The organism is Paraburkholderia tropica (genome assembly GCF_900109265.1).
Taxonomy (GTDB): domain Bacteria; phylum Pseudomonadota; class Gammaproteobacteria; order Burkholderiales; family Burkholderiaceae; genus Paraburkholderia; species Paraburkholderia tropica.
In genome coordinates this window covers 312,258-333,957 of the sequence record NZ_FNZM01000010.1, presented here as the reverse complement: position 1 = coordinate 333,957, position 21,700 = coordinate 312,258, and the positions used below count along the sequence as shown (strand labels likewise).

Genomic DNA, 21,700 nt, shown 5'->3' with positions numbered 1-21,700 from the left:
CCTGCAACATGAAAAAGTTTTTTGTCGCTGTTTTCGCTTCGCTTGCGCTCGTGAGCGGCCTGGCGTTCGCCGTGCCGAGCGTCCAGCAGATCGAATCCGCGATGTCGCAAGGCGACTGGCAACGCGCCGACTCGGGTCTCACCGAGGTTCTGCAGGCGCATCCGGACAACGCCCGCGCGCACTATCTGTACGCGCAGGTGCTCAACCGCGAAGGCCGTTACGCCGATGCGCTCACGCAGGTCCAGCAGGCGAAGCAGCTCGACCCGCAAGTGCGCTTCACGCAGCCGCAGCGCTTCGCGCAGGTCGAAGCCAAAATCCGCTCCGACGCCGCGCGCGCCGGTAGCGTCACCACCAACCGCGCAAGCAATCCGTTCGCGCAGCAATCGCAATCCGTCGCGCCCGCCGCCGCCATGGCCTCTGCCGCGCCGGTCAGGCACGGTCCTGGCATTGGCATGTGGATCGGCATTGCGATCGTCGTGATCGGCATCGCGCTCGTGCTGCGCTGGACGCTGCGCCGCGCGAAATCGAACGACGACGCCAAGGCCGGCGACGACCGCCGCGACCAGCTCAAGCGCGCCACCGACCTGCTCAATGGCGTGCGTTCGCTCAAGCTCGACGTGAAGCTCTCGACGGCGGCCGGTCACGAGGTGCTGGAGAAGGATCTCGAAGCGTTCGAAACGCAGCTTCGCGGCGTGGTCGAGCGGCTTTCGGGCAGCACGAATCCGGTCGCACCCTACGAGATCGAAGATCTGGAACGCCAGTTCGAAAGCCTCAAGGCGCGCGCCGAAGGCCGCCCCGATCCGAACGCCCACGCCGCCGCACCGGCGGCTGCGTACGGCAGCGGCTCGGCCTACGCGCGTGAAGCCGACGCCGCCTTTGGTCACAATCCGCAATATCCGCCGCAATATCCGCCACAGCAGCAACCGCAAGTCATCGTGCAGCAAGGCGGCGGTGGAATGGGCGGCATGGGCGGTCTGCTGACGGGCGTGCTGCTCGGCGAGGCGCTCAACCACGGCCGCGACCGTGTGATCGAACGCGACGTGATTGTCGACGACGACGGCCGCCGTGTGCCGCGCGACGGCGGCAACGGCGGCGGTCTCGACTTCGGCCAGGGCTCGAACGACTGGGACGACGGTTCGGGCGGCGGCGTCGACATGGGCAGCAACGACAGCAGTTCCGACGACTGGAACAGCTAGGCGCCCAGCCGCCGCGCATTCGCCGCTGCTTTTGGATCACGGGCTCCCTCGCGGAGCCCGTTTTACATCGGCGCTGCCTTTCATTTTTCGAGCACGCGCTCCCGCTTTGAAGAAGCACACGATCATGGCCACACCTGCGGGACCCTCCTCCACTGCGCCGCGCATCGTCATCGTCGGCAGCGGTTTTGCCGGTATTGGCATGGCGATCCGCTTGCGCCGCATGGGCATCGAGTCGTTCACGATCTACGAGGCCGCCGCGAGCCTCGGCGGCACCTGGCGCGACAACGCCTATCCCGGCGCGGCGTGCGATGTGCCGTCGCATCTCTATTCGTTTTCATTCGAGCCGAACCCGGACTGGACGCGCACCTACGCGCCGCAACAGGAGATTCTCGACTATCTCGAACGCTGCGCGCGCAAATACGACGTCGAGCGCTTCGTCGTCTATCGCTCGCGGGTAAGCGCCGCGCGTTTCGATGTGACGCGCGCCGTCTGGGTGATCGAGATCGAGCGCGAAGGCGTGACCGAAACCGTGGAAGCCGATCTGCTGATCGCCGCCAACGGACCGCTCTCGCGTCCCGCCCTGCCCGCGATCGACGGGCTCGATCGCTTCGAAGGCACGCTGTTTCACTCGGCGCGCTGGGATCACGACTACGCGCTCGAAGGCAAACGCGTGGCCGTGATCGGCACGGGTGCGAGCGCGATCCAGTTCGTGCCGCGCATCCAGCCGCGCGTCGCGCAGCTCACGGTGTTCCAGCGCACGCCGCCGTGGATCATGCCGCGCCGCGACCGCGCGATCAGCGCGCGCCGGCGCTGGATTTACCGACACGTTCCGCTCGCGCAGCGGCTCGCGCGCGCGGCCATCTATTGCCAGCTCGAATCGCGCGCGCTCGGCTTTATCGTCGATTTGCGTCTGCTGAATGCGCCGATGAAATTCGCGCGCAACTATCTGGCGCATAAGGTCAAGGACGCGGCACTGCGCGCGAAACTCGCGCCCGATTACCTGCTCGGCTGCAAGCGCGTGCTGCTATCGAGCGACTATCTGCCGGCGCTCACGCAGCCTAACGTGGCGCTCGTAACGGAGCCGATTCGCGAAGTGGTCGCCGATGGCGTCGTGACGCAAGACGGCACGCATCATCGCGTCGATGCGATCGTCTGCGGCACGGGTTTTCAGGTCAACGACGTGGATGCGCCGTTTCGCGTGACGGGCCTCAATGGCGCGGATCTCGGCGAAGCGTGGCGGCGGGACGGTCCCGAGGCATATCTGGGCGCGAGCGTGGCGGGCTTTCCGAACTTCTTCATCGTGATCGGCCCGAACACGGGTCTCGGCCACAACTCGATGATCTACATGATCGAGTCGCAGATCTGCTATATCGCCGATTGCATCCGCGCGATGCAGCGCCGTCGCGCGCGCACGATGAACGTGCGCGCCGACGTGCAGCGCGCGTTCAACGCGAAGCTGCAGGCGCAGCTCGCGCGCACGGTCTGGAAGTCGGGCTGCCATAGCTACTATCAGACGAAAAGCGGCAAGGTCACGTCGCTGTGGCCTGGCTTCACGTTCGCGTTTCGTCACCAGACGCGGCGCGTGCGCGAAAGCGACTATGAGTTCGGCCGCTAAAGGCGCATATGTTTCGGCATCCGAATCATATGCGCCACGCGGTCTACACGCGCACCGGCTTGCCCGCGTAGACCCGCGTTTCGTACGCGAAGTCCACCGTGCCGCCTTGCTGCGTGGCATCGAACAGCGTGCGTAGCGCCGCGAGCATCGGCGCGTGGCGTGCGTCGTCGGCTTTCGGCGCATATGACGACGACATCAAGCGCCCTTTCAGCGCGTCGAAATCGAGCTGCTGTGCGTTCGGAAACACCGTTTTCTGCTCGAAGCCCTCGCCGAACCAGTCGGCCATCGCGTCGTCGGACGGATAGGTTTCGGCCACCTCGGTGTAGTCGGCGCAGAACGCGTGCAGCAAGGCCTCATAGCCTTCGAGAAACGCCGAGCCCTTGAGCAGACGGCTGTTCCAGAACAGCAGGATCTTGCCGCGCGGCTTGAGCACGCGCGCGAATTCGCGCCGCGCGCCCGCCTTGTCGAACCAGTGAAACGCCTGCGCGGCAATCACAAGATCGACGCTCGCGGTATCGAGCGTGCTTGCTTCCGCCGTGCCCGCCACGCTGCGATAGCGCGGATAGTCGGCCAGAAATGCGTCCGCCGCCGCGCGCATCGCCGCATTCGGTTCGACGGCGACGACCGGATGGCCCGCGTCGAGAAAAAGTTTCGACGACAAACCCGTGCCCGCGCCGATGTCGGCCACCGTCGCGCCTGGCGCGACGCCGCATTCGACGTGCGCGAACGTCGCCACTTCGCGCGGATAGCTCGGGCGGTACTTCACGTAGTCGGCGACCCGGTCGGTGAAACGCCGGGTGGAATCGTCGGTCATGAACGCCCCTCGTCGTGTGTTGTGCGCTCAGCGTGTCGCGTCTCGCGCGGCGCGCCGCCTCATCCGGCCCCACTCAACAGCTTGAGCAGGTCCCAGAGAAAACGGCACACCATCACAATCAGCTCCCAAAGCTGAGCCAGTTGATGCCAGAACGCGCCGACCACCACAAACGCGCCCTCCCCAAATATCGCTTCTATCATCATGTTCCCACTGCGGAGCGCGCCCATCGCGATCCGCAAGCCCCGATCATAGCGCCCCGCGCTACCCGCACGCGAAAGCGGCCTGGAAGCCTGGCCCGAAGCTACCCCGGAAAGCCCGCTCAAGTCGCCGTCCGCGCTGCCGTAAACACGTTGAAATCCCGGCGATCGCGCACGCGTCATGCATGCGTGGCGCGACGACCGGGCGCGACACGCATCGCCGCAGCGAATACGTAGAGCAAGGAGACTTCCGATGACAGTTTTGCGCCTGGCTTGGCGCGGCCGCCGCCGCTCAGGAAAATCGGCCTCGATCGTTGGCGATATCGCCGCGCACGCGGGCCGGCTTGGCATTGAAATCTGCGACGTGTCCGGCAACGTCGAGGCCGTGGCGGCCCGCGTCGGGCATCAGGCGGACGTGTGCGACGCCTTGCGCGAGTCGGCCGCGCACACGCTCGCGGGGAACCATCAGATCGCCACCGCCGCGCGCGCCATGCGCGAAGTCAGCGCCGGGACGGCCGCCAATGTGCAGGCCTCGCAGCAGACCATCGAGGCGTCGCTCGGCGACATTCACGGGCTGGTCGAGGGCGTGACCGTCATCGAAACCCAGATCGGCGCGCTCAAGGCGGCGCTCGAACACGTCTCGCGGGTTTCCGAGGAAATTTCGCTGATCGCGCGCCAGACCCAGTTGCTCGCGCTGAACGCCGCCATCGAGGCCGCGCGCGCGGGGGAATCCGGCAAGAGCTTCGCGGTGGTCGCCGCCGAGGTGAAGAACCTGTCCGCCAAGACCGCGGAAGCCACCGGACAGATCGAACAGACGCTCGCGAAACTCACGCAGCAGACCGAGCGTCTGATCGTCGAAGGCGCCGCCAACACCGAGCGCGCGCATCGCGTGCGCGAAGGCACGCGCGCGATCGGCGAGGCCGTGCACAGCACTGGCGATGCGATCACCCTGCTCGACGCGCACGCCGGAGAGATCGCCAAACTCACCGGCGAGATCGAAGCGAAGTGCGACGGTCTCGAATCGCAGGTCAGCGAGATGGCCAACGGCGTCGAGGATTCGAGCCGCAATTTCGCGCAGGCCAAGGATCAGCTCGGCAAGCTGCTTTCGGTCTCGGAGACGCTCATCGAACTCTCGGCCGCGACCGGCGTGGAAACCGAGGACACGCGTTTCATCGACAGCGTGCAGCGCGCGGCGGCGCAGGTCGGCAAGCTCTTCGAAGCGGCCGTCGCGCGCGGCGAGATCAGCGAGGCCGATCTGTTCGACCGCCACCACGCGCCGGTGCCGAACACGCAGCCGCAGCAGCACATGACGCGCTTCACCGCGTTCACCGACCGCGTGCTTCCGCCGATTCTCGAACCGCTGCTGCAACTCGACGAGCGCGTGGCTTTCTGCGCCGCCATCGATCCGCTCGGCTACATTCCCACGCACAACCGCAAGTTCTCGCATCCACAAGGCGCGGATCCGGTATGGAACGCCGCGAACTGCCGCAACCGGCGCATCTTCAACGACCGCACCGGGCTCGCGGCGGGCTCGCATACGAAGCCGTTTCTGTTGCAGACGTATCGCCGCGATATGGGCGGCGGCCAGTTCGCGATGATGAAGGACGCGTCCGCGCCGATCTTCGTCAACGGACGGCATTGGGGCGGTTTTCGAATGGGGTATCGGCTTTAAAAGCCGGCTCTAAACAAGCGGCTCTTAAGCCCGCACGCCCGAAAAGAAAAACGGCGCGCAGACCGAAGTCCACGCGCCGTTTTGTCTGTTTTGGCGACGCCGCCGAAGCAGCGAAACCCTCAGACCGCCATCGCCGAGCGCCGACGTTCGGCGCGCTGCATGAAGTAATTGCCGACGATCACGCCCACCGTCACGACGCCGATGAACAGCGTCGCGAGCGCATTCATTTCCGGATTCAGGCCCAGACGCACGCGCGAGAACACCACGAGCGGCAGCGTCGTCGAGCCGGGGCCCGAGAGGAACGCCGAGAGCACGAGGTCGTCGATCGACAGCGTAAACGACAGCAGCCAGCCCGCCGCGAGCGCCTGCGAAATCAGCGGCAGCGTGATCTGGAAGAACACCTTGAACGGCGTGGCGCCGAGGTCGAGCGCGGCCTCTTCGAGCGAGGGATTCAGCTCGCGCACGCGCGACTGCACGATGATCGCGACGTACGAGATGCAGAGCATCACGTGACCGATCCAGATCGTGAACACGCCGCGGCCCGCGGGCCAGCCGAGCAGCTTGCCCATTTCGACGAACAGCAGCAGCAGCGAGATGCCCTGAATCACTTCGGGGATCACGAGCGGCGCGTTGATCATGCCCGTGTAGAGCGTGAAGCCGCGAAAACGGCCCATGCGCGCGAGCACGAAACCCGCCCACGTGCCGATGATCACCGAGGCGAACGCCGTCATCAGCGCGATGCGCAGCGAGAGCCACGCGGCGTTGATGAGTTCGTCGTCGGTCGCGAGCGCCTGATACCAGCGCGTCGAGAAATGCGTCCACACCGTCACGAGTTGCGACTCGTTGAACGAATAGACGATCAGGCTGACGATCGGAATGTAGAGGAACGCGAAGCCAAGGCCGAGCGCGATGAATTGCAGGACGCGATTCGGTTTCATTTGCCGCGGCCCTCCAGTTCCTTCGCCTGGAAGTGCTGGAACAGCGCCATCGGCACGAGCAGCAGCAGCACCATCGCGCAGGTGACGGCGGACGCCATCGGCCAGTCGGCGTTATCGAAGAACTCGTTCCACATGACGCGGCCGATCATCAGCGTGTTCGCGCCGCCGAGCAGTTCCGGAATCACGTACTCGCCGACCGCCGGAATGAACACCAGCAGACAGCCCGCGATGATGCCGTTCTTCGAGAGCGGCAGCGTGATTTCGAGGAACGCGCGCCACGGCTTCGCGCCGAGGTCGTAAGCGGCCTCGAGCAGCGTGAGATCCATTTTCACGAGGTGCGCGTAAAGCGGCATCACGAGAAACGGCAGGTACGAATAGACCATGCCGATATAGACCGCCGTGTTCGTGTGATACAGCTCGATAGGCGAATGAATGATGCCGACCGACATCAGGAAATTGTTCAGCAGTCCGTTGTTCTTCAGAATGCCGATCCACGCGTAGACGCGAATCAGGAACGACGTCCAGAACGGCAGCATCACGGCCATCATGAGGATGTTGCGCGTGGCCGGATTCGAGCGCGCGATGTAGTACGCCATCGGATAGCCGATCAGCAGACACAGCAGCGTCGAAATGGCCGCCACGACCACCGAGTTCACGTAGGTCGCGAAGTACAGGCTGTCCTGGAACAGAAACGCGTAATGCGAGAGGTCGAGCGCGATGTGCCAGACGCCGTCGCTGAACGACGTGAGTTCCGTGTACGGCGGAATGCCGAGCTGCTGGTCGGCGAAGCTGATCTTCACCACCAGAATGAACGGCACGAGGAAGAACAGCAGCAACCAGAAGAACGGCCCCGCCACCACGGCGGTGCGGCCCGTCAGGTTGAAGCGCCGCGCCGGCCAGTGCAGCACGTCCTTGAAGGTCGGCGCGCTCATGAGGTCAGCACCACGCCGGCCGATGCGCTCCAGCGCACGTAGACTTCGTCCTCCCAGGTGGGCGAGTCGATCTCGGAGAGCGCGAGGCTCGACATGTTTGCGATCACCGTCTTGCCCGATTCGAGCTTGACGTGATACAGCGAGTAGCCGCCCATGTAGGCGATGTTCTTGACGACGCCCTTGCCCCAGTTGAACACGCCCTCGGGCGGCTTGCGCGTGAGCGAGATGCGCTCGGGGCGCACCGAGATCGTCACGGGCATGCCGAGCGGGCCGGTGATGCCGTGGTTCACGTACAGGCGTACGGGCAGATCCGCCGACTCGACGAACACGTGGTCCGGTTCGTCTTCCACGACGTTGCCGTCGAACAGATTGGTCGAGCCGATGAATTCCGCCGAGAAACGGCTGTTCGGATACTCGTAGACCTCGTTGGGCGTGCCGAGCTGGACGATCTGGCCTTCGCTCATCACCGCGAGGCGGCCCGCCATCGTCATCGCTTCTTCCTGGTCGTGCGTGACCATGATGCAGGTGACGCCGACCTTGTCGAGAATATTGACGAGCTCGATCTGCGTGCGCTGGCGAATCTGCTTGTCGAGCGCCGACATCGGCTCGTCGAGCAGCAGCAGCTTGGGACGCTTGACGAGCGAGCGCGCGAGCGCGACGCGCTGCTGCTGACCGCCCGACAACTGATGCGGCTTGCGCTTCGCGAAGCGCGTCATCTGCACGAGTTCGAGCGCGTTGGCCACGCGATCCTTGAGCTCGCCCTTCTTGACGCCTTCCTGGCGCAGCCCGAAGCCCACATTCGATTCCACGGTCATATGCGGAAAGAGCGCATACGACTGGAACATCATGTTGACCGGACGGCGGTACGGCGGCAGCGTGGCGAGGTCTTCGCCGTCGATCAGGATCTTGCCCGACGTGACGGTCTCCAGACCGGCGAGCATGCGCAGCAAGGTGGACTTGCCGCAGCCCGAGCTGCCGAGCAGCGCGAACAGCTCGCCCTTCTTGACCGACAGGTTGACGCCCTTGACGGCCGTGGTGTCGCCGAACTTCTTGACGACATCCACGACCTGCACGAAGTTGTCCGCGGCGGGATTGGCACCGTTGGCCGCGGCGAAGCCCGAAGGCAGCACACCGGCGGTTGCCGGCGCGCTCGACTGGTCACTCATGATTCTCTCTGCCCTGCCTGGTTCTGCCTGACTACTGGACGGGGTTGACGAACAAAGCCCCCGGCGTCGTGCCGAGGGCTCGGGTAAAACGATCAGTCTGCTGCGCGGCGCGTCAGCGGCCCGACTTGAATTCGGTCCACAGACGCGTCTGCAGACGCTGGATCTCAGGCGGCAGCGGCTTGAGCAGGAACAGGGTCTTCAGGACCTCGGGCGGCGGGTAGACGGCCGGGTCGTTGGCGATGTCCTTGTTCACGTACTTGCGCGCTTCCGCATTCGCGCTCGGGTAGAACACCGTATTCGTGATCGCCGCGTGCACCTGCGGCGTCTCGATGTAGTTGATCCACTCGTAAGCGGCTTCCTTGTGCTGCGCATCCTTCGGGATGGTCATCACGTCGAACCAGATCGGCGCGCCGCCCTTCGGAATGTAGTACTCGATCTTGTACGGCTTCTTCGCCTCGATCGCGCGATGCTTGGCGATCACGACGTCGCCCGACCAGCCGTAGGCGAAGCAGACGTCGCCGCCGACCATGTCGTTGATATAGCCCGACGAGTTGAACTGCGTGATGTACGGACGGATCTTCTTCATCATCGCCAGCGCGGCGCGATAGTCGTCCGGGTTCGTCGAGAGCGGATCCTTGCCGATGTAGTGCAGCGCGGCCGCGAACATCTGGTCCGGCGCGTCGAGCACCGAGACGCCGCACGCCTTCAGCTTCGAGATGTTCTCGGGCTTGAAGAGGATGTCCCAGTTGTCGAGCGGCACGTTCTTGCCGAGGATCTGCTGCGCCTTCGTGACGTTGTAGGCGAGACCCGTCGTGCCATACGCCCAGGGCACCGCGAACTTGTTGCCCGGATCCGCGCCGGCGACGAGCGCCATCAGCTGCGGATCGAGATACTTGAGATTGGGGATCTTCGACTTGTCGATCGGCGAGAAAATGCCGGCGGCGATCTGCTTGCCCGCGTAATTGCTGGTCGGCACAACGATGTCGTAGCCCGAGTTGCCCGCGAGGAGCTTGGCCTGGAGCGTGTCGTCGCTATCGTAGTTGTCGTACTTGACCTGAATGCCGGTTTGCTTCTGGAAGTTCGGAATCGTGTCCTTGGCGATGTAATCGGACCAGTTGTACACGTTCAGTTGCGTATCTTTCGCCACCGACGACACCCACGGCGCCGCGCACAACGCGATCGCACCCAGATGCGCCCAAACCCGTTTCTTCATCCCGTTCTCCGATTCACTCAGCCACGGCGCGGCTCGCGCCCGCCCTTTGTTTTTGCCTCGCATGTCGCCGCGCCTCGCGCGGCCCCCAGAATTTACCGAACCTACCATCAAACATGCCAGGCGCCAAAAAAGAACGGCCGCATGTCGCGCAAACGGAACACGCATTCTCCGTGCGGCGCCGATGGCAAATCGGGCGCAATTTTAGCCGTTTATGCGTCCCTGTCCACCGAAAAAACCGGACCGTGCGACATTCGCGCGACGCGGGCGACGCCGAGGCGCCGCGCAGGCCGGGGCGTGCGGCACGCCATCGCGGGGGCACATCCGGCGCGCCGGGGCAGGACGCGTGGTAAAAAAACCCTGAGCAGACCGGGCCCGCGCCTCGCGAGCCTCAGGGCGGCATGCACCGCCCCGCGCGCCCCTCCGACCACCGCCCGCCTCCTGACGACCCGACGCATGAGCCTCGATACTCCCGCGCCTTGCCTTAGCCTTTGGTTTCGCCGTCTTCTGTCCTGTGTGTCTTCTGTGCCGCTTTTGCCGACCTGGATGCCTTTCCGGGCGCGCAGGGGCACAATCCGCGCGCAATCGCCGTGGCGCCGCCGAAGCCAAGCCGCCGTGATCCATCGCGCATCGACTTTGATTCCGGCGCTGGCAATGGCCGCCGCGGGTCTTGCCGCCGCGCCGGCCGCGCACGCGAGCATCGCCATGCTGCAGCCGCCGCGCGAAGTCGCCGCCTCCCAGCCGCTCGAACTCACCCTGCTCGTCACCGCCGACGACGGCCGCCCGCTCAAGGTCACGCTGCCCGCGACGCTGCGCGTAACGCTGACGAACGGCGACGTCGCGCCCGCGCCGCTCGATCTCGTGCGCGAGCCCGGCGTGCCCGACAGGTTGACGTTGCGGCCCGGCCAGTTCCGCAAGGTGCGCTACCGTGCGCCGTGGCCTGACAGCGCGCGCGGCGCGGTGCGCATCGATCCGGTGGGCTTCGACGCCTCGCCCGCGCTCGTCGTGCTCAATCGCGGCCCGAACCAGGCCGCCGTCGTCCAGACCGCGCGCGCCGAAAGCGCCGCGACCTCGCCCGCCAGGATCGCCACCATCGAGGCCACCGGCGCCGACAGCGCCATTGCGCCCGCCGCCGACTCGCTCGCCACGACGGGCCGCAGCACGCTCGCGCGCCTGTCCTACTACGAGCCGATGTACGTCGGCGTGGGCAAGAACGGTGACACGACCGCGCGCTTCCAGCTCAGCTTCAAGTACCGGATCATCATGCCGGACGACCTGCGCTCGAAAGGTTTCTTCGACAACCTTTATTTTGCTTACACGCAGAATTCGATCTGGGATCTGAGCGCGACCTCGGCGCCGTTCCGCGACACGAGCTACATGCCGCAGCTGTTCTATTACATCCCGGATACCGGCTGGAAGAGCGACTGGTTCACGCGCATGGGCATCGCGGCGGGCGTCGGTCACGAGTCGAATGGCCAGTCGGGCGCGGCGTCGCGCGGCATCAACATCGTGTTCGTGCGGCCCACGTGGGAGTTCGGCAACGTGGACGACTACCACGTGACGGTTTCGCCGAAGCTGTACTACTACCTCAGCAAATCGGACAACGAGGACATTGCCGATTACCGCGGCTACATGGACCTGCTGATCAAGTACGGCAGCCCGGACGGCTGGCAGCTCGCCACGACGCTGCGCAAGGGCACGAAACACGGGTACGGCAGCGTCGACGCCCAGCTCACCTACCCGCTCTCGCGGCTGATCAGCAGCAAGTGGGGTGGCTATCTGTGGATCGGCTATTTCAACGGTTACGGGGAGGATCTGCTCGACTACAACCAGCGCCAGCACTGGGTTGCGCGGATCGGCTACAGCATTGCGCGCTGACTGCGCGCGACGGCGCCCGCCGTGGCGTCGGGCCGCAGTTGGCCGGATCGGCTAACATAGCGGGGTTTCTGGTCCCGACCGGCACGTGACCGCGCCGGTCATCCCGCCCCAAGATATTTCATGGCATCCAATCTTCACGACCTTCCCGACAGCCCGTGCATCGGCGTGTGCTCGACGCTCTTCGACGACATCTGCAAAGGCTGCGGCCGCACCGCGATGGAAGTCTCCAACTGGGTGTTCCTCAGCGACGAGGAAAAGCGCGCCGTCTGGACGCGCATCGAGCGCGAAGGCACGGCCATGCGCTTCCAGAAGAAGAACGCCTGACGCCGTACACATGAAAAACGCCGGACGAACCGGCGTTTTTTTCCTGCCCGAGCGGCGCGCCGGGCGTCAATTCCCGACGCTCAACTGCACCCTCAACTCAGCGCAAAAGCGGCCCGTTTGGCGACCGCCGGCCGCGAAACCCCCGTCAAAAGCAGCTCCAGCAGATCGCGCACGCTGCGGATCGCGTTGCCGAACGGCAACGACTCGCGCCCCCGGAAAAACAGCCCGTTCGACACGTCGCCACGCAAAGCCGCCGCGAGACGCGTGTCGATGCAGAAGTGGCCGAATTTTTCGATACCGTCGCGCAGCCCGCACATCGACAGGCAGTCGAGCCCGGTCGGGCAGGCCAGCTTGATCGAGCCGATTTTCGCGCGGATACGCGATTCGTTGCGCAGGTAACGATCGAGCCACGGCGTCTTCACGGCCCGCGCAGGCAACCCCGTCACGCTGACGAATTCGACGATGTCTTCGGGCGTGGCGTCGGCCAGCACGCGCTTGAAGTTCGGATGCGCGTCGCCTTCCTCGGTGACAGCGAACGGCGTGCCGACCTGCACGCCGTTGGCGCCCGCCTCCAGCCACTTGCGCACGGCTTCGTGACTGTTGATGCCGCCCGCGACGATCAGCGGCACGTCGCGGCGCGTGATGCCGAGCGAGGCGTAGACCTCGTCGAGATCGGCGAAGATGCGGTCGAACGCGAAACGCTCGTTGTCCATGTCGGCGATGTCGGTCACGCCAAGGTGGCCGCCCGCGTGCGCCGGGTGTTCGAGCACGATGGCGTCGGGCAGACGCCCCTTCTTCGCCCACTTCTTGAGCACCAGTGCGACCCCGCGCGCGTCCGACAGGATAGGCACGAGCGCGATATCGACGCCGGCGGTCATATCGGGCAGATCGAGCGGCAGACCGGCACCCATGACGATGGCGTCGGCGCCTTCCTCGCAGGCCGTGCGCACATAGTCGGCGTGGGCGCTCACGGCCTTCATGACGTTCACGGCGATCATGCCGTTGCCGCCGGCGAGCTGGCGCGCAGCGGCGATCTCGCGGCCGAGCGCGATCAGGTTCGCGCGTGCGAGCGTTTCGTGCGAGTGATCTTCGCGGCATTCATCGGCGAGGTCGGCGTGATGATGGCGCAGGTCGATGCTCGCGATGGTGCCGAGCGCGCCTTCGCGCGCGACACTGCCCGCGAGCCGGTGAGCCGAAATGCCGACGCCCATGCCGCCTTGCACGACCGGCAGCAGTTGACGCCCGCGGATGACGAGCGGCGAGAACGAATGAGTAGGAAACATGGTGACCCGCTTTGCGTTGTCGATGACAAAACGACAATGGTCGCGCGCCGCCCACAGATCACATTGCGATTAATCAATGAAAAATGCGGGGTCTTATGAAGAACCCCGCATGGATGATTCGCATCAACACGTCACGCCGAAACATTTGCAAGGCGCAAAAGCGCCTACAGATCAGGCTTTCGGCACTTTGAACTGCATCGATTTGTATTCCAGGTACTCCTCCAGACCGTAGACGCCGTTCTCGCGGCCATGGCCCGACTGCTTGTAGCCGCCGAACGGCGCGGCCATGTTCCACGCGCCGCCGTTGATGTCGATCTGACCTGTGCGGATACGTCGCGCCACGCGCATCGCGCGCTCGTCGCTGCCCGCCCAGACCGCGCCGCCGAGACCGTAGAGCGAGTCGTTGGCGATAGCGACGGCGTCGTCTTCGTCCTTCGCCGTGAGGATCGTCAACACCGGGCCGAAAATTTCCTCCTGCGCGATGGCGGCGTCGCGCGGCACGCGGCCGAACACGGTCGGCTTCACGAAGAAACCCTGCGTCACGCCTTCAGGCAGGCCCGCGCCGCCGGTCACGAGTTCGGCGCCATCCGCGATGCCGCGTTCGATGTAGTGCTGCACGCGCTCCTGCTGCACCTTCGAGGCGAGCGGGCCGAGCTTCGCCTTCTCGTCGCGCGGATCGCCGACCGTGTAGGCTTCGACCGCCTCTTTCGCGAGCGCGCGCGCTTCGTCGTAGCGCGATTCCGGCACGATCATGCGCGTGTGCGCCGAGCAGGTCTGCCCCGAGTTCAGAAAGCACGCGCCGACGGTGCCTTTGACGGCCGCCGCGAAATCGGCGTCGTCGAGCAGGACCGAGGCCGACTTGCCGCCGAGTTCGAGCGCCACGCGCTTGACCGTCGCCGACGCCACTTCCGAGACACGCTTGCCCGCGCGCGTGGAACCCGTGAACGACACCATGTCGACCTGCGGATGGCGCGCAAGCAGTTCGCCGACAACCGGGCCGTAGCCCGTGACGAGATTGAACACGCCGGCCGGCAGGCCCGCCGCATGAATGGCCTCGGCGAGCACGAACGCATTGAGCGGCGCGATTTCGGACGGCTTGAGCACGACGGTGCAGCCTGCGGCGAGCGCGGCGGCGACCTTGAGCGTGATCTGGTTGAGCGGATAGTTCCAGGGCGTGATCGCCGCGACCACACCGACCGGCTCGCGCACGACCAGCGAATTGCCGACGCGCTCCTCGTACGGGAACTCGCTTGCGAGCTTCGCGTAGGCGCCCCAGTTGTAGACCGGACCGCCGACCTGGATCGCGCGCGCGAGCTTGAGCGGCATGCCGACTTCGCCGGCGATCAGTTGCGCGAGTTCGTCGGTGCGGGCCTTGAGGTTGTCGGCGATCTTTTGCAGATAGGCGCCGCGCTCGGCGGCGGGTGTCGCGGACCAGGCGTCGAATGCGGCGCGCGCGGCGGCGACGGCCGCTTCGGCATCGGCTTCGACGCCTTCGGGAATGCGGCCCATCACGGCCTCCGTACCCGAGTCGAAGACGTCGATCGTGCCTTTGCCATGCGGCGCGACCCATTGGCCGTTGATGTAGAGCTGGGCGTAATTGTTCATGCGGTGTGCTCCTGTCTCCGTGTCTGTTGGTGTTCTTGCCGCATGCCTGTTTGACGCACGCCGGACGTGTTTCGGGGCGGCGCGGGCGTCAAGAACCACGCGGCGGCAACGTTGCATTCTAGCGTGGTTGACGGTTACGTAAAGTGGCGGCGACGCCCTGCGCTACGCGGAATGGACCACCAAAACAAAACGGGCGACGCTTTACGCGTCGCCCGTTTTCATTTCATCCCGCAATCAGCAATCAGCAAACTGCGCTCAATGCAGACCCTGGCTCGCCAGGAAGTCCTCATAGTTGCCGCTGTAGTCGTTGATCGTGCCGTTGGTCTTCACTTCGATGATGCGATTCGCCAGGCCGTTCACGAATTCACGGTCGTGCGACACGAAGATCAGCGTGCCTTCGAACTTTTCGAGCGCGATTTGCAGCGACTCGATCGATTCCATGTCCATGTGGTTGGTCGGCTCGTCCATCAGCAGCACGTTGTGGCGGCCCAGCATCAGCTTGCCCCAGATCATGCGGCCCTTCTCGCCACCCGACAGCACCTTGACCGACTTCTTGATGTCATCGGCGTTGAACAGCAGACGGCCCAGCGTGCCGCGCACCGACTGCTCGTCGTCGCCTTCCTGGCGGTACTGGTCGATCCAGTCCATCAGCGTGACGTCGGCCGGGAATTCTTCGTACGTGTCCTGCGGCATGTAGCCGATGTTCGCGTTTTCGGCCCACTTCACCGACCCGTTGTCGACCGCCACGTTGCCCAGCAGCGAGCGCAGCAGCGTGGTCTTGCCCGCGCCGTTTTCGCCGATGATCGCGATGCGCTCGCCCGGCTGCACGCTGATGTTGAATTTGTTGAAGATGCGGCGTTCGTAGGTCTTCGTGATCTCGTCCGCGACCACGACGATGTTGTGCAGCTTCTTCTCGAACTCGAAGCGGATGAACGGGTTCTGACGCGACGAGGGCTTGAATTCCTCGATCTTGATCTTGTCGATCATCTTCAGACGGCTGGTGGCCTGACGCGCCTTCGACTTGTTCGCCGAGAAGCGGCGCACGAAGTCCTGCAGGTCGGCGACGCGTTCCTTCGCCTTCGCGTTCGCATTGGCCTGACGCTCGCGCGCCTGCGCCGACGCCAGCATGTAGTCGTCGTAGTTGCCCGGATAGACCTTCAACGTGCCGTAATCCATGTCCGCCATGTGCGTGCAGACCTGGTTCAGGAAGTGTCGATCGTGGGAAATGATGATCATGGTCGAGTTGTACTCGTTCAGAACATCTTCCAGCCAGCGGATCGAATTGATGTCGAGGTTGTTGGTCGGTTCGTCGAGCAGCAGCACGTCCGGCTTCGAGAACAGCGCCTGGGCGAGTAGCACGCGCAGCTTCCAGCCCGGCGCCACGGCGCTCATCGGGCCCTGATGGAATTCCGTGTCGATGCCGATGCCCAGCAGCAGCTCGCCCGCGCGCGCTTCGGCCGTGTAGCCGTCGTACTCGGCGAACTTGGTCTCGAGGTCGGCGGCCTTCATGTAGTCGTCGTCGGTCGCGTCGGGGTTCGCGTAGATCGCGTCGCGCTCGGTCATCGCGGCCCACATTTCGGTGTGGCCCATCATGACGACGTCGAGCACGCGCACGTCTTCGTACGCGAACTGATCCTGGCGCAGCTTGCCGAGGCGCACGTTCGGCTCGAGGATGACGTTGCCCGAGCTTTGCTCGAGGTCGGCACCGAGGATCTTCATGAACGTGGACTTGCCGCAACCGTTCGCGCCGATCAGGCCATAGCGGTTGCCTTCGCCGAATTTGACCGAGATGTTCTCGAACAAGGGCTTCGGCCCGAATTGCATGGTGATGTTGGCGGTAGAGAGCACAGCGCGTCCCGAAAGTAGATCGACGAAAAACCTGTAATTTTAGCAGGTTATGCCAGTTCGCGCGCGGCTGCCACCTGTCCGGCGACAGGACCGCGCCTCGGCAAATTACGGGAAATTCGTGGCAGATTCATGCTGCGGAGCGTGGCACGGCCGGAATTCGTCCGCGCATCCGGCCCCCAGCGCACCGGGTTCAGCGCCGATTCAGCGCCGGATTCAGCCCTGACGCGGCGTCTGCAGAATGTCGACGAAACCGGAGAAGTCGGCCTGCGCGAGCCCCATCGCTTCCGCCAGACGCAGCAATTGCTGCACCGTGCCCGCGACCGGCATCGGCGTGCCGGTTTCGCGCGCGGCGTCGGCGACCGTATCGACGTCCTTCTGAAACGTTTTCAGGGCGCCGATCGGCGCGAGCCCGTCCTGTGTCATGCGCGGCACGAAGGTGCGCAGCAGCGTGGAGTCGGCCCAGCCGCCCGCGAGCGCATCGGGCAGCCTGGCGGCGTCGATGCCGCTGCGGCGCGCGAGGCTCACCGCTTCGGCGATCGCCGCGACCGTGGCGGTCACGATGGCCTGATTGCAGAGTTTGGTCGTCTGCCCCGCGCCCGGTCCGCCCATGTGCGTGACCCGCGCCGCGTAGGCGGCCAGCGCCGGCTCGACCGTCGCCACGTCCTGCGCCGCGCCGCCCGCCATCACCGCGAGCGTGCCCGCCTGCGCGCCGCCCACGCCGCCCGACACCGGCGCATCCACCCAGCCGACGCCCAGCGCCGCTGCGCGTTCGGCCAGCTCGCGCGTGAGGCCCGGCGGAATGCTCGAATGATCGACGATCAGGCGCACGCGGCGCGCGTCGTCGGGCGTGGCCAGCAGGCCGTCGTCGCCGAAGACGGTCTGCTCGACCGCCGCGCCGTCCGCGACGCAGAGCAGCACCACCTCGGCCCGGCGCGCGAGTTCACGCGGCGTGGCGGCCACGCGCGCGCCGTCGGCGACGAGCGCTTCGGCCTTCGCGGCGGTGCGGTTCCACACGCTCACCGCGTGCCCCGCGCGCAGCAGATGGCGGATCATCGGCGCGCCCATCAATCCCGGGCCGCAAAATCCCAGTTCGGTTTTGTCCTGCTCCTGCATGTGCTTCGTCTCCTGCGTGGCGTGGCTCGTCGTGATGTGCGGTACGGCGTTGCTTGACGTCGCTCCGGCTTCGGCACCGGGCATGCGCAATGCACGCGGATTCCGCGAGGCGCCATCATAACCGGCGGCCTGGCCGCCTCAGCGCGCATCCGCACGCAACCGTATCTATACTCGATTGGCGCATCCCCGAACAACCGTGCCCAACGGAGACACTGTCATGAGCGACCATGTCTACAAGCAGATCGAACTCACCGGATCGTCCCAGGTGTCCAGCGACGACGCCATCCGCTGCGCCATCACGCGCGCGTCGAAAACGTTGCGTCATCTGCACTGGTTCGAGGTCGTGGAAACGCGCGGCCTGATCGAAAACGACCAGATTTCGCACTGGCAGGTGACGATCAAGGTGGGCATGCGCATCGACGACTAGCCGCGCGCGGCCGGTCACGCGGCCAAAGACAAAACGGCAGCGCGAAGCCCTCGGGCCTCGCGCTGCCGTTTCACGTCCTGAGCGCGAAATAATCTGAGGAAACGCGCCGCACTTATTTCGCCGCTCATTTCCCCGCCGCTCATTTCCCCGCTTGTGTCGCCATCACTTCGGCAGCGAGCCGTCCACGCCCTCGACGTACCAGTTCAGGCGTTGCAGTTCCGGGTCGGTGAGCGTCTTGCCCGCCGCGACCTTGACCGCGCCCGTCTGATCCTTGATCGGGCCCGTGAACACATCCCACTTGCCGCTGGCGATCGCTTCGCGCTTCGCGGCGACGGCCTTCTGCGCGTCGGCGGACAGATCGGCCGTATTCACGTCGCCGAGATCGACGGCCTTTTGCGGAATGCCCCACCAGACCGGATCGTTCTTCCACTTGCCGTCGAGCACCTGCTGGATCGCGGCGACGTAGTACACGCCCCAGTTCGCCTCGACCGAGCCGAGATGCGCGTGCGGGCCGAACTTCTTCATGTTCGAATCCCAGCCGAACGCGTGCACGTGCTTTTCTTCGGCGGTCGCGAGCGTGGCGCTCGAATCGGTGTTTTGCAGCAGCACGTCGGCGCCCTGCCCGATCAGCGTTTCGGCGGCCTGCTTTTCCTTGCCCGGATCGAACCAGCTGTTGATCCAGATAACCTTGGTGTGGACCTTCGGATTTACCGAACGCGCGCCCAGCGTGTACGCGTTGATGTTGCGGACCACTTCGGGAATCGGCACCGAGGCCACGAAGCCGAGCGTGTTGGTCTTCGTCGCATAACCGGCGGCCACGCCCGCGAGATACGCGCCCTGATACATGCGCACATCATAGGTGCCGAAGTTCGGCGCTTTCTTGTAGCCGGTCGCGTGCAGGAACACGGTGTCCGGGAAGTCCTTCGCCACTTTCAGTTCGAAGTCCTGATAACCGAAGCTCGAACCGAAGATGATCTTGTTGCCCTTGCTCGCGAGATCGCGGAACACGCGCTCCGAGTCCGCCGATTCCGGCACGTTCTCCACGCGCGTGATCTTGATCTTGTTGCCGAACTTCTGTTCGGCGGCCTTCGAGCCCTGATCGTGCGCGTAGGTCCAGCCGGCATCGCCGGGATTGCCGAGGTAGACGAACGCGACGCCCGGCGCATCGGCGGCCTGCGCGGCCGGGACGAGCGCCGCCGTGCCGCACGTGGCGGCGACGGCGAAAGCGGTCAGGAGGGTTTTTTTCATTGTGTGGATCTCCGGTCGTGAATTGAGAAACTGCGAGCGCTTCTGTTGTTGTCGAATGTTTCAAGCCGCGCCAAAGAACGACTTGCCAAGCGAGGCCGGCGCGTTGAGGCGAATGGTGTTCGGATTGCGCGAGATGAGCACCAGCACGACGATGGTCGCCACGTACGGCAGCATGGCGAGGAACTGCGTCGGCACCGGCACGCCCACGGCCTGCGCGTAGAACTGCGCGCCCGTGACCGCGCCGAACAGCAGCGCGCCGATCAGCAGACGCCCCGGCCGCCACGTCGCGAACACCACGAGCGCGAGCGCGATCCAGCCGCGACCCGCCGTGATCTGCTCCTGCCACAGATGCAGTTGCACGACCGAGTAATACGCGCCCGCGAGCCCCGCCATCGCGCCGCCGAACGCGGTCGCGCCGTAACGCACGCCGATCACCGGAAATCCCACCGAATGCGCGACTTGGGGCGACTCGCCGACCGAGCGCAGCACGAGTCCCGCACGCGTGCGGTAGAGGAACCAGCCGACTACCGCGAACATGGCGAACGCGAGGTAATCGACGGGCGTGAGATTGAAGAACGCCGGGCCGACGACCGGCAGATGCGACAGCCCGGGAATCGGCCACGCGGCTATCGTCGCCGAGGTGGCGGCCGAGGTGTACGGCTTGCCGACGTAGGCGGAAAGACCGACGCCGAAGATCGTCAGCGACAGTCCCGTGGCGACCTGGTTGGCCTGCATCGTGAGGACGAGGAAGCCGAACAGCAGCGACATCGCCACGCCGGCGGCCATGCCCGCCACGAGCCCGAGCCACGGGTTGCCGCTGATCGTCGTGACCGCGTAGCCGGTGACGGCGCCCATCAGCATCATGCCTTCGACGCCGAGGTTGAGCACGCCCGACTTCTCCGTGACGAGTTCGCCCACGCCCGCGAACATCAGCGGAATGGCGGCGGTGACGGCGCTCGACGCGAGCGAGCTGGCTTGCTGGATATCCATGTCGTGTGACCTGTTTCGGATGCGTTGTGTGGCGAGTGCGCGAGATGCGAGTTGCTAGTTGCGACGAAAGGCGACGCGGATGGCGGTGTCAGCCTGCCGTCGCCACGGTATGGCGGCGACGGATGCGGTAGTTCACGAACAGGTCCGCGCCGAGCAGGCAGAACAGCAGCAAGCCCTGGAACACGCCCGAAAGCGCCTGCGGCAGTTGCAGCGAGGTCTGCACCGCTTCGCCGCCGAGATACAGCAGCGCCATCAGCAGACTGGCGAGCACGATGCCGACCGGATGCAGCCGCCCCACGAACACGACGATGATCGCCGTGAAGCCGTAACCCGGCGACCACGTCGCCTGCAACTGGCCGATCGGACCGGCGATCTCGCCCATGCCCGCGAGACCAGCGAGGCCGCCCGAGAGCAGGAGCGAGGTCCAGATGGTCTTCTTCTCGGAGAAACCGGCGTAGCGCGCGGCGAGCGGCGCAAGACCGCCCACGCTCATCCGATAGCCCGCGAAGCTGCGGCGCATGAACAGCCAGACGAGCGGAATGGCCGCGAGCGTCAGGAAGATCGACGCGTTCAGACGCGTGCCGCGCAGCCAGTGAATGTGCCAGTCGCCGCCGAAGGTCGGATAGAGCGCGTCGCCGCTGAACATTTCGGAGAGCGGAAAATTCATGCCGTTCGGATCGCGCCACGGACCGCTCACGAGCCAGATCAGCAATTGCGTCGCGACGTAGGTGAGCATCAGGCTCGTGAGGATTTCGTTGGTGTTGAAACGGCTCTTGAGCCACGCGGGAATCGCCGCCCAGGCCATGCCGCCGAGCACGCCGGCGAGCATCATCAGGAACAGGATCCACCAGCCCGTCGACTGGTCGAAATAGATCGCCACGCCGCTGGCGGCGATGCCGCCGAGCACCATCTGCCCTTCGGCGCCGATGTTCCAGACGTTGGCGCGATAGCCCGCCGCGAGACCCAGCGCGATCAGGCACAGCGGCGAGGCCTTGAGCAGCAGTTCGCTCCAGCCGTTGACGCTGGACAGCGGCTCGATGAAGAACGCGTGCATCGCCTGCAAGGGATCGCGTCCGACGAGGCCGAAGATCAGAAAGCCGATCGCGAGCGTGAGAAGCGCGGCGATCAGCGGCACGGCAATGCGCACCGTGCGGGACGGCGTCGTGCGGGCTTCGAGTCGGTAGGGAAAAATCATGGCGGTGGAATCGGAAACGTTGCGTCGTTGTCGGTATGCGCGGCGTGTT

At 65.3% G+C, this 21,700-nt stretch carries 19 protein-coding genes; 6 read left to right on the top strand and 13 right to left on the bottom strand.

Annotated features, from left to right (window positions below; all coding sequences use genetic code 11):
- The first annotated feature begins 8 nt into the window (after nucleotides 1-8).
- Together BMY06_RS18945 and BMY06_RS18940 are read left to right on the top strand one after the other, a co-directional pair.
- Nucleotides 9-1,196 carry a tetratricopeptide repeat protein gene (locus BMY06_RS18945; RefSeq protein ID WP_074984557.1) on the top strand — a complete coding sequence of 396 codons (1,188 nt, stop codon included), beginning with the start codon at nucleotides 9-11 and terminating at the stop codon, nucleotides 1,194-1,196.
- 124 nt (nucleotides 1,197-1,320) lie between these two features.
- Nucleotides 1,321-2,811, top strand: coding sequence for a flavin-containing monooxygenase (locus BMY06_RS18940; RefSeq protein WP_074984598.1), 1,491 nt, complete (start codon nucleotides 1,321-1,323; stop codon nucleotides 2,809-2,811).
- 43 nt (nucleotides 2,812-2,854) lie between these two features.
- Here the strand turns inward: BMY06_RS18940 and BMY06_RS18935 are convergent, their stop codons facing one another.
- Entirely contained in the window at nucleotides 2,855-3,625 is a 771-nt protein-coding gene (locus tag BMY06_RS18935; RefSeq protein WP_074984554.1) for a class I SAM-dependent methyltransferase, read from the bottom strand.
- 59 nt (nucleotides 3,626-3,684) lie between these two features.
- Nucleotides 3,685-3,828 carry a hypothetical protein gene (locus tag BMY06_RS39625; RefSeq protein WP_161495517.1) on the bottom strand — a complete coding sequence of 48 codons (144 nt, stop codon included), beginning with the start codon at nucleotides 3,826-3,828 and terminating at the stop codon, nucleotides 3,685-3,687.
- Between the two features lie 247 nt (nucleotides 3,829-4,075).
- Between BMY06_RS39625 and BMY06_RS18930 the strand changes: the two genes are divergently transcribed.
- The gene (locus tag BMY06_RS18930; RefSeq protein ID WP_074984552.1) at nucleotides 4,076-5,494 is read left to right on the top strand and encodes a methyl-accepting chemotaxis protein; all 1,419 of its coding nucleotides are present in this window, start codon (nucleotides 4,076-4,078) and stop codon (nucleotides 5,492-5,494) included.
- 119 nt (nucleotides 5,495-5,613) lie between these two features.
- On the opposite strand, the gene BMY06_RS18925 is transcribed toward BMY06_RS18930, so the two are convergent.
- The 4 genes from BMY06_RS18925 to BMY06_RS18910 form a co-directional block, all read right to left on the bottom strand.
- On the bottom strand, nucleotides 5,614-6,432 hold the full coding sequence (locus BMY06_RS18925; protein ID WP_065059398.1) for an ABC transporter permease subunit: 819 nt from the start codon (nucleotides 6,430-6,432) through the stop codon (nucleotides 5,614-5,616).
- Nucleotides 6,429-7,364 (bottom strand): ABC transporter permease subunit, encoded by a 936-nt coding sequence (locus BMY06_RS18920; RefSeq protein ID WP_065059397.1) that lies wholly within the window; start codon nucleotides 7,362-7,364, stop codon nucleotides 6,429-6,431. The genes BMY06_RS18925 and BMY06_RS18920 overlap by 4 nt, the downstream gene beginning before the upstream one ends.
- Complete coding sequence (locus BMY06_RS18915) at nucleotides 7,361-8,530, bottom strand: ABC transporter ATP-binding protein (protein WP_065059396.1); 1,170 nt, start codon at nucleotides 8,528-8,530, stop codon at nucleotides 7,361-7,363. Before BMY06_RS18915 ends, BMY06_RS18920 begins: the two co-directional genes overlap by 4 nt.
- Nucleotides 8,531-8,642: 112 nt before the next feature.
- Complete coding sequence (locus BMY06_RS18910; RefSeq protein WP_065059395.1) at nucleotides 8,643-9,743, bottom strand: polyamine ABC transporter substrate-binding protein; 1,101 nt, start codon at nucleotides 9,741-9,743, stop codon at nucleotides 8,643-8,645.
- Between the two features lie 651 nt (nucleotides 9,744-10,394).
- On the opposite strand from BMY06_RS18910, the gene BMY06_RS18905 reads away from it, so the two are divergent.
- Both BMY06_RS18905 and BMY06_RS18900 read left to right on the top strand, forming a co-directional pair.
- The gene (locus BMY06_RS18905; RefSeq protein ID WP_244144388.1) at nucleotides 10,395-11,618 is read left to right on the top strand and encodes a phospholipase A; all 1,224 of its coding nucleotides are present in this window, start codon (nucleotides 10,395-10,397) and stop codon (nucleotides 11,616-11,618) included.
- Nucleotides 11,619-11,738: 120 nt separating this feature from the next.
- A complete protein-coding gene (locus BMY06_RS18900) occupies nucleotides 11,739-11,942 on the top strand; it encodes a DUF1289 domain-containing protein (RefSeq protein ID WP_074984548.1) in 204 nt (67 codons plus the stop codon).
- Nucleotides 11,943-12,034: 92 nt separating this feature from the next.
- Here the strand turns inward: BMY06_RS18900 and BMY06_RS18895 are convergent, their stop codons facing one another.
- The 4 genes from BMY06_RS18895 to BMY06_RS18880 all read right to left on the bottom strand — a co-directional run bounded on the left by BMY06_RS18895 (nucleotide 12,035) and on the right by BMY06_RS18880 (nucleotide 17,791).
- A complete protein-coding gene (locus BMY06_RS18895) occupies nucleotides 12,035-13,225 on the bottom strand; it encodes an NAD(P)H-dependent flavin oxidoreductase (protein ID WP_065060120.1) in 1,191 nt (396 codons plus the stop codon).
- 171 nt (nucleotides 13,226-13,396) lie between these two features.
- Nucleotides 13,397-14,830 carry an aldehyde dehydrogenase family protein gene (locus BMY06_RS18890; protein ID WP_074984546.1) on the bottom strand — a complete coding sequence of 478 codons (1,434 nt, stop codon included), beginning with the start codon at nucleotides 14,828-14,830 and terminating at the stop codon, nucleotides 13,397-13,399.
- A gap of 255 nt (nucleotides 14,831-15,085) precedes the next feature.
- Nucleotides 15,086-16,678: an ABC-F family ATPase gene (locus BMY06_RS18885; RefSeq protein ID WP_065060123.1), complete on the bottom strand. Its 1,593-nt coding sequence runs from the start codon at nucleotides 16,676-16,678 to the stop codon at nucleotides 15,086-15,088.
- Nucleotides 16,679-16,891: 213 nt separating this feature from the next.
- Nucleotides 16,892-17,791 carry an NAD(P)-dependent oxidoreductase gene (locus BMY06_RS18880; protein WP_074984596.1) on the bottom strand — a complete coding sequence of 300 codons (900 nt, stop codon included), beginning with the start codon at nucleotides 17,789-17,791 and terminating at the stop codon, nucleotides 16,892-16,894.
- A gap of 217 nt (nucleotides 17,792-18,008) precedes the next feature.
- Here BMY06_RS18880 and BMY06_RS18875 point away from each other — a divergent pair, with 217 nt between their 5' ends.
- Nucleotides 18,009-18,218 carry a dodecin gene (locus tag BMY06_RS18875; RefSeq protein ID WP_065060124.1) on the top strand — a complete coding sequence of 70 codons (210 nt, stop codon included), beginning with the start codon at nucleotides 18,009-18,011 and terminating at the stop codon, nucleotides 18,216-18,218.
- 162 nt (nucleotides 18,219-18,380) lie between these two features.
- Here the strand turns inward: BMY06_RS18875 and BMY06_RS18870 are convergent, their stop codons facing one another.
- The 3 genes from BMY06_RS18870 to BMY06_RS18860 all read right to left on the bottom strand — a co-directional run bounded on the left by BMY06_RS18870 (nucleotide 18,381) and on the right by BMY06_RS18860 (nucleotide 21,651).
- A complete protein-coding gene (locus tag BMY06_RS18870) occupies nucleotides 18,381-19,466 on the bottom strand; it encodes a BMP family ABC transporter substrate-binding protein (protein ID WP_065060125.1) in 1,086 nt (361 codons plus the stop codon).
- A gap of 60 nt (nucleotides 19,467-19,526) precedes the next feature.
- A complete protein-coding gene (locus BMY06_RS18865; protein WP_065060126.1) occupies nucleotides 19,527-20,456 on the bottom strand; it encodes an ABC transporter permease in 930 nt (309 codons plus the stop codon).
- Between the two features lie 88 nt (nucleotides 20,457-20,544).
- Nucleotides 20,545-21,651 carry an ABC transporter permease gene (locus BMY06_RS18860; RefSeq protein ID WP_074984545.1) on the bottom strand — a complete coding sequence of 369 codons (1,107 nt, stop codon included), beginning with the start codon at nucleotides 21,649-21,651 and terminating at the stop codon, nucleotides 20,545-20,547.
- Nucleotides 21,652-21,700 lie beyond the last annotated feature (49 nt).

What these genes read in the sequence shown, in the direction of transcription:
- BMY06_RS18945 (WP_074984557.1), top strand. Translation starts at nt 9, where the DNA reads ATGAAAAAGTTTTTTGTCGCTGTTTTCGCTTCGCTTGCGCTCGTGAGC.
- BMY06_RS18940 (WP_074984598.1), top strand. Translation starts at nt 1,321, where the DNA reads ATGGCCACACCTGCGGGACCCTCCTCCACTGCGCCGCGCATCGTCATC.
- BMY06_RS18935 (WP_074984554.1), bottom strand. Translation starts at nt 3,625, where the DNA reads ATGACCGACGATTCCACCCGGCGTTTCACCGACCGGGTCGCCGACTAC.
- BMY06_RS39625 (WP_161495517.1), bottom strand. Translation starts at nt 3,828, where the DNA reads ATGATGATAGAAGCGATATTTGGGGAGGGCGCGTTTGTGGTGGTCGGC.
- BMY06_RS18930 (WP_074984552.1), top strand. Translation starts at nt 4,076, where the DNA reads ATGACAGTTTTGCGCCTGGCTTGGCGCGGCCGCCGCCGCTCAGGAAAA.
- BMY06_RS18925 (WP_065059398.1), bottom strand. Translation starts at nt 6,432, where the DNA reads ATGAAACCGAATCGCGTCCTGCAATTCATCGCGCTCGGCCTTGGCTTC.
- BMY06_RS18920 (WP_065059397.1), bottom strand. Translation starts at nt 7,364, where the DNA reads ATGAGCGCGCCGACCTTCAAGGACGTGCTGCACTGGCCGGCGCGGCGC.
- BMY06_RS18915 (WP_065059396.1), bottom strand. Translation starts at nt 8,530, where the DNA reads ATGAGTGACCAGTCGAGCGCGCCGGCAACCGCCGGTGTGCTGCCTTCG.
- BMY06_RS18910 (WP_065059395.1), bottom strand. Translation starts at nt 9,743, where the DNA reads ATGAAGAAACGGGTTTGGGCGCATCTGGGTGCGATCGCGTTGTGCGCG.
- BMY06_RS18905 (WP_244144388.1), top strand. Translation starts at nt 10,395, where the DNA reads ATGGCCGCCGCGGGTCTTGCCGCCGCGCCGGCCGCGCACGCGAGCATC.
- BMY06_RS18900 (WP_074984548.1), top strand. Translation starts at nt 11,739, where the DNA reads ATGGCATCCAATCTTCACGACCTTCCCGACAGCCCGTGCATCGGCGTG.
- BMY06_RS18895 (WP_065060120.1), bottom strand. Translation starts at nt 13,225, where the DNA reads ATGTTTCCTACTCATTCGTTCTCGCCGCTCGTCATCCGCGGGCGTCAA.
- BMY06_RS18890 (WP_074984546.1), bottom strand. Translation starts at nt 14,830, where the DNA reads ATGAACAATTACGCCCAGCTCTACATCAACGGCCAATGGGTCGCGCCG.
- BMY06_RS18880 (WP_074984596.1), bottom strand. Translation starts at nt 17,791, where the DNA reads ATGCAGGAGCAGGACAAAACCGAACTGGGATTTTGCGGCCCGGGATTG.
- BMY06_RS18875 (WP_065060124.1), top strand. Translation starts at nt 18,009, where the DNA reads ATGAGCGACCATGTCTACAAGCAGATCGAACTCACCGGATCGTCCCAG.
- BMY06_RS18870 (WP_065060125.1), bottom strand. Translation starts at nt 19,466, where the DNA reads ATGAAAAAAACCCTCCTGACCGCTTTCGCCGTCGCCGCCACGTGCGGC.
- BMY06_RS18865 (WP_065060126.1), bottom strand. Translation starts at nt 20,456, where the DNA reads ATGGATATCCAGCAAGCCAGCTCGCTCGCGTCGAGCGCCGTCACCGCC.
- BMY06_RS18860 (WP_074984545.1), bottom strand. Translation starts at nt 21,651, where the DNA reads ATGATTTTTCCCTACCGACTCGAAGCCCGCACGACGCCGTCCCGCACG.